Genomic DNA, 12255 nt, shown 5'->3' with positions numbered 1-12255 from the left:
AATCGTCAGCGTCGACGTGACATCATAGATCGCTTAACAGAAATGTCAGTTAAGATAAAACAACTGCCCAGCTTGCATGATATTGCGGAAGGTAAAGTCACTGTAAGTACTATGCGCCGTGTCGATATATTAGATGTATTAGACCGTCAAACCGTTGAACCCAATAAAGACTTATTGGCTAAAAATATTAATAAAAAGAATGTATTAATCACCGGTTCTGGTGGCTCTATCGGTAGCGAATTATGTCGACAGATTATAAAAAATCAACCGAAGCGCTTAGTACTTTATGAATTATCGGAATACGCATTGTATGCTATCCATCAAGATCTACTTGCATGGATTTCAAATTATCCTGATCATGAAGATACTGAAGTTGTTGCATTACTGGGCAACGTCAATAATCAAGACAAGTTATTAAAAGTATTTAATCACTATGACATACAGACAGTGTATCATGCTGCTGCTTATAAACATGTTCCCATAGTGGAGTTTAACCCTTTCGAAGGGGTAATAAATAATGTTAAAGGTACCTATCATTGCGTAAAAGCTGCTATACAGGCTAATGTTGAAACGTTTGTATTGATATCAACTGATAAAGCAGTACGACCCACTAATATTATGGGGGCCTCTAAACGTTTAGCTGAGTTGGTGTGCCAAGGATTTAGCGAACTTAATCCAATCACTAAAATCAGTATGGTGCGCTTTGGAAACGTACTTGGCTCATCAGGTTCTGTCGTTCCGTTATTCACAAAACAAATTGCTAATGGTGGACCGATTACAGTGACTCATCCTGATGTCACGCGTTACTTTATGACGATCCCTGAAGCGGCAAATTTAGTCATACAGGCTGGGGCAATGTCGCAAGGTGGTGAAGTATTTGTATTAAATATGGGAGATCCTGTCAAGATAGTCGATCTAGCTCGTCGGATGATACACTTAAGTGGCTATGAAGTTAAAGATGAGCGTAACCCATCTGGTGACATCGAAATTGTATTCAGCGGTCTACGCCCAGGTGAAAAGCTTTATGAAGAGCTTATCATAGGGGATGATAATATTGAAACAACACAGCATGCTCTAATTATGCAAGCACGTGAGCATAGTTTTAGATTAGATGAATTGGAAAGTATTTTGTCAGAGCTGGACTATAGAGCTCATCAGAGTGATACAAAGTGGTTAAATGAAGTACTTAAGAAGTATGTACAAGGTTATAGCAGAAGCTAAGTATTTGTACTTATTATATCACCCGTTATCCAACTAATTTAAAAAATCCCTGTAGAAAAAGTAGTTACGAAATTGATTAAGACTTACTGTCAAAGTATAGGAATGATATGTCCCTATTAAGAAAAAATGTAATTTACTTGATATTTGTCCAGGGTTTAAATTATTTAATACCTTTAATTATCTTCCCATACTTAGCTAGAGTTCTAGGAACAGAAAACTATGGCTTGCTTTCATTTGCTAACTCTATAATTCTTTATTTTTGTATGATAATAGATTTTGGATTTACGCTTAGTGGAACCAAAAAAATATCTATTTTAAAAAAACAAGGGCTAGAGGTTGATCAAGTTTTTTGGGATATTATATTTGCAAAGTTAATGTTATTAATCGTAAGCATTAGTCTTATGCTATCATTAGCAATCTTAAATAGTAAAATTAATAATATACTCTATATACTTTTAGCATTTACTCCCCAACTAATAGCTACTGCTATATTTCCTCTATGGTATTTTCAAGGTGTCGAAAATATCAAAGTAATTTTAATCTCTCAGGTTGCAGCTAAATTGAGCGTTCTCCCCACAACCTTTTATTTCGTTAAGGATGAAGGAGATATTGTGATAGCTGCACTAATACAATCTTGTACATTGTTAGTTGCTGCCTTATTATCTTGGACTAGTATTATAAAGGATAAAAGTATTAGCCTACCAAACTTTAGATTATTAAAGAACACTTTAAAAGAATTATCTGACTCAACTTCTTATTTCATTGGTAGTTTGGCTATTAGTATTTATACTATTAGTACTCCTTTATTACTAGGTTTTTTATCTTCAGAGCATGAAATGGGCATTTATAGTGCCGCTAGTAAATTTACTGCAGCTCTTGCTGGGCTATTCATTGTCGCAGGCGGCGCTATTTTTCCTAGAGTTAATGCGCTACTAGTAATAGAAGAGTCTAAAGCCTTTTCTTTATTAAAAACAATATTTTTATCGCAAACCGCTATATTACTAATAATTGCCTTTTTTTATGTAATATTTAATACAGAAATCATTGATATTTTTCTAGGCATTTCGTATATAGATGCGGTACCTTTAAGTACTCCATTGACAATAGCATTAATATTCTCGGTAATATCAGTAATCCTCTGTAATTATGTACTTGTGCCTATGGGTCATAAAAAACTATATTACATCATCCCTATATCCGTCTCTATATTACATCTTATTTATACTCCTATTCTTATCAAATACCTAGGTGCGTTAGGTGCGGCCTACGGTCTTGCAGTAAGTGAGATCATAAGCTTTATAATACTATTGATATGTTGTATTAAATATAAGTATATTACCAAAATATTTAAGCATGCTTAAAGGTAGATAAAACTACAAACACGGCTTTTAGGGAAATTTTGTTATGAATAAAGTTGCATATTGTATTATGGCCCACAATGACAGAGAACATCTATCGAATTTAATAGACTCTCTAGGGAATAACTGTGAGATATTTATTCATATTGATGGTTATGTAGATGATTCAAACTTTTTAAGTCTATGTGATAAAGGGAACGTACACTTCCTCTCTCCTAGAATTAAAGTTTCATGGGCTGGCTACTCTATGGTTAAGGTAATGATGAATTTGCTAAAAATCGCGATTGAGTACGATTACGAATTTTCGCATTATATCTTTTTATCAGGAAGTTGTTATCCTATAAAACCCATTAGAGTTATCGATAACTTTTTTCAAAGCAATAAAGATAGAAGCTTTATTAAATACGTCAAATTAACTGATCATCGTCTGTTATATCGTCAGATTAAATATAAGTTTATAATGGATAATCCCTTCCCTATTAGAAACAAAGTCACTCATAATCTTCATCGCATTATAAGAAGAATCTCTTTTCATATGTATATTCCTAATAAATTGAGAGGGAATATAACTGCATATGGAGGTAGCAACTGGACTGCACTCAATGCATTATGTGCTGAATATGTAGTAGATTTCCATGAAAAGAACAAATGGTTTCAAGATATGTTTAAATACACTTATGCTGCTGATGAGCACTATATCCATACTATTCTTGGTAACTCTCCTTTAAGGTCACAATGTACAGGTTTGCAAAATTTTAAGTATTTTGGATTAGATTATTTAGCAAACCTACATTTAATTGATAACTCATTAACTAAGTGGTATACAATTGCGGATTGGAAAGAAATTCAGCAGTCTGAAATGTTCTTCGTTAGAAAAATAAGAAGTCTTGACGGGTCGGCATTAGTAGATAAAATCAATCATGAAATTCTTTAACTGGTAGTCTTAATGAACGGTAATTTTATAATATTTCTGATACTGATTTTCCTGTCATTATTGGAGTCGACTAACTTAAATGCAAGTGTTAAGAAATTAATGTGGTTAGCTTCGTCAGCTTTAGTTATTTTCGTGTTAGGTTTAGGTTATAAGGTTGGTCTGGACTGGGTTAGCTATCAAGATAATTATTATTATAATAATGATTCTGAAGGATTTGAGCCTTTATACAATTTATTGTCTAGATTATTCGCTTCTCTTAATATCAATTTTTGGTTCTTTGCTATTTTTATTAAATCCGTTAATGTAATCCTTTTATTATCTATATTTAAAAGATATACAAAACTGCCAATACTGACAGTTACTATATTCCTCGCCTTAACTTACCCATATATTAATGATGTATTAAGACAGATTGTTGCTTCTATTATATTACTTTCTAGTTTTTTATTGTTTAAGAAAATGCCTAGTATCTTATCTATTATTTTATCTACAGGCTTTCATACCTCTAGCTTAATGCTACTACTCGGCAAATTTAACGTTTTTAAATTAAGTTCAAAAAAGTTTACTATTTTAATTATATTAAGCAGCATAGGTTTTGGCTCTCTTTTAATGGGGCTGCTTTCATCAGGGTTGTTCACAACCTTAAATATTATGGCTATTAGCAAGCTGCAGATGTACTCTGAGGATTCAAATATAGCTAATATATACTCATCTATAGTACGTCTTAGTATATATGCTTTGGCTTTATATTTTCAAACTAGAGTCTCTAATGTCAAATCGGGGATTAATGACTGGATATACCGTGCGACACTACTCATGCTTATTATTGAACTTCTAACAATGAGTATACCTATTATTTCCCAAAGGGTAAGGCTTTATCTTTTACCTTTTGTATGTATTGCGCTTACTAACGGTATAGCGACATTACCCAAAGGCACAAAATTAATTCTCATCGGGTATGTTTTAAGCTACTGTATCTTATTTTTATATTTATTTACTCATGGGGTATTTGGAGCTTTCTATCAAATTGATATGAATATTTTAATTCAGTTACTTAGAGGTTTTCCTCCTAATAATTGGGAATCAGCGGCTTATAGTTTTTGGAAATATAGATAAAATTTTTAAAAAAAACTGCATTGTAAATCCTAAAATAAATAATAAATCTATTTTATCAATAGCAGAAGTATATCTGCTACGGAGTACATTATTATGACCCAACCTAAAGTTTTGATTTTTAGCGAATATTATCTACCGGGTTACAAAGGTGGAGGTCCAATTAAAACCATTAAAAACTTAGTCGAAAACCTTGACGAATTTTTTGTTCGCATAATTACTAATGACAGAGATTTAGGAAGTGAACAGCCCTTTAAAAGCATAATTCCAGGCAAGTGGAATAATTTGAGTAACTCTCAAATTTTTTACGCTCAACCCGGTTTAAAAGGTTTTATACAAATAATCAAAATAGTATTGGATAGAAACAAATATAATATTATTTATGTAAATAGTTTTTTTTCTATAAAATTTTCATTGCTCCCAACTGTATTAGGTAAGCTCTTGAATCGACAAGTTATTCTAGGACCTAGGGGCGAGTTTTCAGAAGGTGCTCTAAAACTAAAAAATACTAAAAAAAATATTTTTATAAAAGCCTATAAATTATTAGGATTACCTCGTGGCATTGTGTTTCAAGCATCGAGTACATACGAAGCTCAAGATATTAGAAATGCTCTAGGACTTAAAGCAGCTATAGTAATAGCTGAAGATGTTGGGTCTCAGGATTTTGCAAAAAACATCTCTATTCGTAATGATCAAATAACTAAAGCTGTCTTTATCTCTCGTATTTCCCCTAAGAAGAATTTAAGTTTTGCTTTGGAATCCCTTAAAAGAGTTAAGAGTGAATTGATATATGATATATATGGACCTATCGAAGATCTAAGTTATTGGCAAGAATGTCAAATGATTATTAGAGAACTACCTTCCAATATTACTGTACAATATATGGGAGAATTGACACCAAATAAAGTGGTCAAAGCTTTGTCATCATATGATTTCTTTTTTATGCCGACTAAAGGTGAGAACTATGGTCATGTTATTGCAGAAGCCTTGTGTGCTGGGTTGCCTTTAGTGATTGCAGATACAACTCCTTGGCGAAATTTAGAAAGCTTAGGGATTGGTTGGGATTTACCTTTAGATAACATAGATGCGTTCAGCGAGGTTATAGATAATCTTATAGAAATGTCTGATGATCATCATTACAAATTGAGACAGACTGTGTTAGCTTGGGCAAAACAGAAGTTTGCTCAACGTGATGCTATAGAAGCCAATATTGCTATGTTTCGATATGCTTATAATAAGAAGAAAGGAATAAATAATGTTATTTAAAGATAAAACACTTCTCATAACCGGTGGTACAGGCTCTTTCGGTAATGCGGTTCTAAAAAGATTTTTAGATACTGATATTGGCGAAATACGTATATTTAGTCGTGACGAAAAAAAACAAGATGATATGCGCAAAGCTTATGCTAATCCTAAGCTTAAATTTTATATAGGTGACGTCAGAGACTATCAGAGCATTTTAAGCGCCTCACGTGGCGTTGATTTTATTTATCACGCTGCTGCTCTCAAGCAAGTCCCTTCCTGCGAGTTTCATCCGATGCAGGCGGTTAAAACCAACATTATGGGTACAGAAAATGTTCTAGAAGCGGCTATACAAAATAAAGTAAAGCGTGTGGTGTGCTTGAGTACTGATAAAGCCGTCTACCCTATCAATGCTATGGGCATCTCCAAAGCTATGATGGAAAAGGTCATGGTTGCTAAGTCGCGAAACCTTGAAGGCTTAAATACTGTTATATGTGGTACTCGTTATGGTAATGTAATGGCCTCTCGCGGATCAGTTATTCCTTTATTTGTCGATCAAATTCTTAAAGGTAAGCCCCTTACTATTACAGATCCGAACATGACCAGATTCATGATGACGTTAGAGGATGCCGTTGATTTAGTGCTTTATGCGTTTGAACATGGTGAGAATGGAGATATATTTGTTCAAAAAGCCCCTGCTGCAACCATAGAAGTATTAGCAAATGCTTTGAAAGATCTTATGAAGCTTAATGACCATCCGGTGGTTATTATGGGTACTCGTCATGGTGAAAAGGCCTATGAAGCACTTCTGAGTCGTGAAGAGATGGCCGTGGCGATTGATCAAGGCTACTATTATAAAGTCCCCGCTGATCAACGTGATCTTAACTACGAAAAGTATGTAGAAGAAGGTGACCTACATATTACTGAAGTTGATGACTACAATTCTCATAATACTGAGCGCTTAAATGTTGAAGGGATGAAAAATTTATTACTTAAGCTAGAGTTTATTCGTGCTCTAACTGAAGGTCGTTATATTGATCCGGAGGCATAGTCATGAATATCTTGATTACTGGATCTAATGGATTTATTGCAAAAAATCTTATTCAATACTTATCCGAACAGCAAGAGGTAAATATCTTAACCTTTAATCGTCAATCTAGCGATGACGATTTAGCTGATGCAGTTAAGATAGCTGATTGGATTGTACATTTAGCTGGAGTGAATCGTCCTTTAGATGAACAAGAGTTTATAGAAGGGAATGTTAGCTTAACGCAAAAAATTGCTAATCTACTTCAAGAATATAATAAAAGAACCCCAGTTATTTTATCTTCATCTATTCAGGCTGAGCGTGATAATCCTTATGGTCAAAGTAAGTTAGGAGGAGAGCAAGTTTTATTAGATTTACAGCAAAGTCATGGTAATCCCGTTTATATATGCCGCTTAGTAAATGTATTTGGGAAGTGGTCTCGTCCTAACTACAATTCTGCTGTAGCAACTTTTTGCTACAATATTGCAAATGATCTGCCAATTCAAATAAATGATCCTAATGCCATTATCCGTCTAGTCTATATTGATGATGTGGTAGAGACTTTTTGGAATATGATACAAGGTAGCTATATCCAAGATCAATACTTCCTAATCGAGCCTGAATATCAAATAAATGTAGGTGAATTAGCAGAGACTCTTAAAGCTTTTAAAAATTCACGCAATACTTTAACTACTTTGCCAGTAGGCACCGGCCTGACTCGAGCATTATATTCTACTTATTTAAGCTTTTTACACCCTGAACAGTTCGATTATACCGTTCCAAAACATGGTGATGAACGTGGTGTCTTTGTGGAGATGCTTAAAACGCCAAATGCCGGTCAGTTTTCTTACTTTACTGCCCATCCTGGTATTACTCGTGGTGGGCATTACCATCACACTAAGACAGAAAAATTCCTTGTTATTAAAGGCAAAGCTTTGTTCAAGTTCAAACACATCATTACTAATGAATACCATGAGTTGGAAACTTCAGGTGAAGAAGGTAGAATCGTCGAGACTGTTCCAGGTTGGACTCACGACATTACTAATATTGGTGACGAAGAGTTGGTTGTAATGCTATGGGCCAATGAGATTTTTGATCGTGTAAAACCTGATACCTACGCAATGCCAATAACAGACTAAGAGTGATATTATGAATAAGTTAAAGCTAATGACTGTAGTAGGAACTCGCCCTGAAATTATCAGATTATCTAGAGTCATGCAAACCTGCGACAAGTACTTTGACCATATTTTAGTTCATACGGGACAGAATTATGATTATGAACTTAATGAAATCTTCTTTAATGACTTAGGAATACGTAAACCCGATCATTTTTTAAATGCTGCTGGTGCTACAGGGGCTGAGACAATCGGTAATGTTATTATTGGTGTTGATAAAGTATTAGATGCAGTGCAACCGGAAGCATTGCTTGTACTTGGTGATACCAATAGTTGTATGGCTGTTATACCAGCGAAACGCCGTAAAATACCTACGTTTCACATGGAAGCTGGAAACCGATGCTTTGATATGAGAGTTCCAGAAGAAATTAACCGCCGTATTGTTGATCATACGGCAGATATTAATCTAACGTATAGCACTATAGCACGAGACTATTTACTGGCAGAAGGTTTACCTGCTGATTTGGTTATTAAGACAGGTAGTCCTATGTTTGAGGTGCTCAATCACTATAAAGATAAAATAGAAGCCTCAAGTATTTTAGAGAATTTAGGTCTTAAAGAAAACGAATATTTTATTGTTAGTACCCATAGAGAAGAGAATATTAACTCTGATCAAAATTTCTTAGACCTTGTTGATATGCTAAATAAAGTAGCTGAAAAATATCAATATCCTGTTATTGTTTCAACCCATCCTCGTACTCGAAATCGTATAGAGGAGTTAAGTATTAAGTTTAATCCTTTAGTTCAACTGTTAAAGCCTTTAGGATTTAGTGACTATAACAAATTGCAACTATCTGCTAAAGCCACTTTGTCAGATAGTGGTACTATTAATGAAGAGTCTTCTATTTTAAACTTTCCTGCACTTAATCTAAGACAAGCTCATGAGCGACCAGAAGGTATGGAAGAAGCTGCCGTCATGATGGTTGGTTTAAAAGCTGAAAGAATCTTACAAGGCTTAGAAATTTTAGAATCTCAATCAAGAGGTACTGATCGTACTTTGAGATTAGTTGAAGATTATAGTATGCCTAATGTGAGTGAAAAAGTAGCTAGGATTGTTTTAAGCTATACTGATTATGTAAATCGTGTTGTTTGGAAAAAATATTAGGAATTACTGTGAAAAGAAAACTATTTTTAATTACAGAGTTCTACGATAGTGCTCAAAATACTACGGGGTATTTGTTAGGAAAGTTATATAAATGTTTTGATAATCAAGAAGACTTAGACGTTACCTTAATTACCAAGAAAGACCCTGATATTGCGAATCAGCCTGATGCTATATATGTTAAGGGATTAAAGATCAATAAGAAAAGACTTATAAATAGGGCATATTATGAGCTTCTTATTGGCCTTAAATTCTTTGTAAATTCTGCAAATAAGGTTAAAAGCAAAGATATAGTATTTACAGGGACTACACCTATCCTGTTACTAATTCCTATTTCAGTCCTTAAAAAATTAATTGGATTCAGATGGATTCTTTTAGTTCATGATGTCTTTCCAGAGAATCTAGTACCTGCTAAAGTACTTACAATGGATAACTTAGTCTACAAGCTATTAAAAAAAGTTTTTGATGGTATTTACGCTAGTGCCGATAGTATTATCGTTATTGGAGTAGATATGAAGCAGTTGATTCATAAAAAAACTAAAAGTAAAAATATATTTGTTGTTCCTAACTGGATTGATGAAGCTGATATTTCTGTAGAGTCTAAGTCTGACAATGCTATTTTAAGAGAACTAAATTGGAATAATGGCAAAGTAACTTTTCAGTTCTTTGGTAATATCGGTAGGGTCCAAGGCATCTCTAATCTTATCAAAGCAATTGAACTCATGAGCAATTCAGATAGAGCGCAGTTTCTATTCATTGGTGATGGCGCATATTCAGATGAGCTAAAACAACTTATAGCTGGCTATGAAAATATTATTTATTATGGTGCTGTTCCTCAAATAGATAAATCTATAGGATTAAATGCTTGTGATATTTCTATAGTAACCTTAGCGGAAGGTATGCTAGGTTTAGGAGTTCCAAGTAAGGCTTATTATTCTATGGCTGCTAATAAACCTATTTTTGCAATTATGGATAAAAGATCAGAAACCTATCAAATGGTACAGCAAAATAATATTGGGTGGGTAGTAGAGCCATATAATATTGAAGAAGTAGCTAAAAAACTTGATGAGGCCGTAGAAACAATACACACTAAAGTACTTAATTCTCCTAGAAAAACTCTAATAAATAAATACTCAGAAAAGATTGCAATGGGTAAAATACTAGATGTAATTAAGTTACTTTGAAATATTCTTTCAAATATTTATTATAACTTAAGGGTCAGCAATGAAAATTTTAGTTACCGGAGCTAATGGTTTTATCGGCCAAGCTTTAGTCAAAAGTCTTTTAAATACACCGCATATTGTTATTGCTTGTGTTCGTCAGTCAGTTAAACCTACCTTAGACTGTGAATACCGTTTTATTGAAAAATTAGACTCTACTACTGAGTGGAAGCAAGTATTACAAGATATTGATGTGATAGTGCACTGTGCAGGTAAATCAAGCATTACAAAAGATGAGTTAAATAATCTTAGTTCATCATTACATGAAGTCAATACTGCAGCAACCATCAACTTAGTAGAGCAAGCAGTACAAGCTGGCATTCAAAGATTTATTTTTTTAAGTTCTATAAAAGTTAATGGCGAATACAGCTTACCAAATCAACCCTTTATACCAGATGTTTCACAGCCTCCTACTGATCCCTATGGACTAAGTAAATATAATGCTGAGATAGGACTGAAAGAAATTGCTAGTAACTCTGCTATAGAGTATGTGATTATCCGTCCTACTTTAGTATACGGAGAGAATGTTAAAGGGAATTTCAGCTCTTTAATGAAATGGACCTATAAAGGTTTACCTTTGCCTTTAGGTGGGATTAGAAAAAACTTACGTAGTTTAGTTTCAGTGGATAACTTAACAGATTTTATTATTAACACTATTGATAACGACTTTGCTAAAAATGAAATATTTTTAGTTTCTGATGATGAGGATATATCGACTGCTATTATGCTTGAAGACATTGCATCCGGTCTAGAGGTAAACAATCGAGCTTTACCTATTCCCCCTGTACTAATTTATGTTGGTGCTAGTATTATTGGCAAAAAACATATAGCTCGAAGACTATGTGGTTCCCTGCAAGTAGACATATCTAAGAGCAAGAAAAAGTTAAATTGGCAACCTAAATGTGGTACTCATGAATCCATCAAAGAGACTGCTAAATCATATAAATTGAATTTAAATAAAAATAAAAATAATCCAATTTGGCAAAGACCTATAGATTTTACCTTAGCAGCATCAGGCTTAGTAGTTACATCTCCCTTACTAATAGGAACTACTATTGTAGGTTATTTTGATACTCGCTCTCCCTTATTCATTCAAGAACGTGTTGGTAAAGATAAAAAACCATTTAAGTTAGTAAAGTTTCGTACCATGAAGGTAGATACCGCCTCAGTAGCGAGTCACTTAGCTGATACGAGCTCAATAACTAAACTTGGTAGCATACTTCGTAAAACAAAACTCGATGAATTACCTCAGCTTATTAATGTGCTGAAAGGTGAGATGAGCTTAGTTGGACCAAGACCAAATTTGTTTAATCAACTTGAACTTATAGAAGCCAGAAATGACAAAGGTGTCTACAATGTTTTACCTGGTATTACTGGATTAGCTCAATTAAGTGGTATAGATATGTCTACACCAGAATTGCTTGCTGAGATAGATAAAGAGATGATTGACAACTTAACCTTAAAAAAATATTTAAACTATATTTTTCGGACCGCACTTGGTAAAGGAAGTGGCGATGCTGTTAAAACATCTACGACCATTTGTGAAAAATAAGAATTTTAATTTTTCAATCCTATTTTTATTTAAACTTTAGCAATTCTGCTAATTTCTAACTTATAAGCTCGGACCTACATCAAGTTAATTTTTATAACCCTTTTAATATTAGAGCAATACCAATATGCGATACTCAAATCGTTCATTTCAAACTACTAGGCTAATTAGCTTATTAATCACTGTTGGTTTATTAAGTTCCCTATCCAGTGCGCAAAACCTACAAATGAATGACATGCGTTTGAAGTCTGAACTTGACTGGTTACAAGCTCAAGGCGTAATCCAGATAAGCACCAGCACTTGGCCCTTAACCA

General features: G+C 33.8%; 10 protein-coding genes and 1 pseudogene. All 11 read left to right on the top strand.

The genetic code is table 11. The features are described from left to right. Positions 1 to 1221, top strand: a 1221-nt coding sequence (locus QZ265_RS06615) for a nucleoside-diphosphate sugar epimerase/dehydratase (protein WP_296404602.1), incomplete at its 5' end; no start/stop codon positions are given. Positions 1222 to 1328: 107 nt separating this feature from the next. After that, complete coding sequence (locus tag QZ265_RS06610; protein ID WP_296404599.1) at positions 1329 to 2582, top strand: oligosaccharide flippase family protein; 1254 nt, start codon at positions 1329 to 1331, stop codon at positions 2580 to 2582. A 43-nt stretch (positions 2583 to 2625) separates the two neighbouring features. Beyond that, on the top strand, positions 2626 to 3513 hold the full coding sequence (locus QZ265_RS06605; protein ID WP_296404597.1) for a beta-1,6-N-acetylglucosaminyltransferase: 888 nt from the start codon (positions 2626 to 2628) through the stop codon (positions 3511 to 3513). Positions 3514 to 3612: 99 nt separating this feature from the next. Beyond that, a complete protein-coding gene (locus tag QZ265_RS06600) occupies positions 3613 to 4629 on the top strand; it encodes an EpsG family protein (protein WP_296404595.1) in 1017 nt (338 codons plus the stop codon). Between the two features lie 93 nt (positions 4630 to 4722). Further along, positions 4723 to 5892, top strand: coding sequence for a glycosyltransferase (locus QZ265_RS06595; RefSeq protein ID WP_296404593.1), 1170 nt, complete (start codon positions 4723 to 4725; stop codon positions 5890 to 5892). Continuing rightward, positions 5882 to 6919, top strand: coding sequence for a polysaccharide biosynthesis protein (locus tag QZ265_RS06590; protein WP_296404591.1), 1038 nt, complete (start codon positions 5882 to 5884; stop codon positions 6917 to 6919). Before QZ265_RS06595 ends, QZ265_RS06590 begins: the two co-directional genes overlap by 11 nt. 2 nt (positions 6920 to 6921) lie before the next feature. Further along, positions 6922 to 8034 carry an NAD-dependent epimerase/dehydratase family protein gene (locus tag QZ265_RS06585; protein WP_296404589.1) on the top strand — a complete coding sequence of 371 codons (1113 nt, stop codon included), beginning with the start codon at positions 6922 to 6924 and terminating at the stop codon, positions 8032 to 8034. Positions 8035 to 8044: 10 nt separating this feature from the next. After that, positions 8045 to 9175 (top strand): UDP-N-acetylglucosamine 2-epimerase (non-hydrolyzing), encoded by a 1131-nt coding sequence (wecB, locus tag QZ265_RS06580; RefSeq protein WP_296404587.1) that lies wholly within the window; start codon positions 8045 to 8047, stop codon positions 9173 to 9175. A gap of 8 nt (positions 9176 to 9183) precedes the next feature. Further along, a complete protein-coding gene (locus QZ265_RS06575) occupies positions 9184 to 10356 on the top strand; it encodes a glycosyltransferase family 4 protein (protein ID WP_296404585.1) in 1173 nt (390 codons plus the stop codon). 40 nt (positions 10357 to 10396) lie between these two features. Next, positions 10397 to 11944 carry a hybrid nucleoside-diphosphate sugar epimerase/sugar transferase gene (locus QZ265_RS06570; protein ID WP_296404583.1) on the top strand — a complete coding sequence of 516 codons (1548 nt, stop codon included), beginning with the start codon at positions 10397 to 10399 and terminating at the stop codon, positions 11942 to 11944. Positions 11945 to 12068: 124 nt separating this feature from the next. After that, positions 12069 to 12255 (top strand): annotated as a pseudogene (locus QZ265_RS06565) (capsule assembly Wzi family protein); the annotation flags it as partial.

It is taken from the genome of Psychrobacter sp., assembly GCF_018260395.1.
In the GTDB taxonomy this organism is placed as follows: Bacteria; Pseudomonadota; Gammaproteobacteria; order Pseudomonadales; family Moraxellaceae; genus Psychrobacter.
This window is presented reverse-complemented; position numbering and strand designations above follow the sequence as displayed.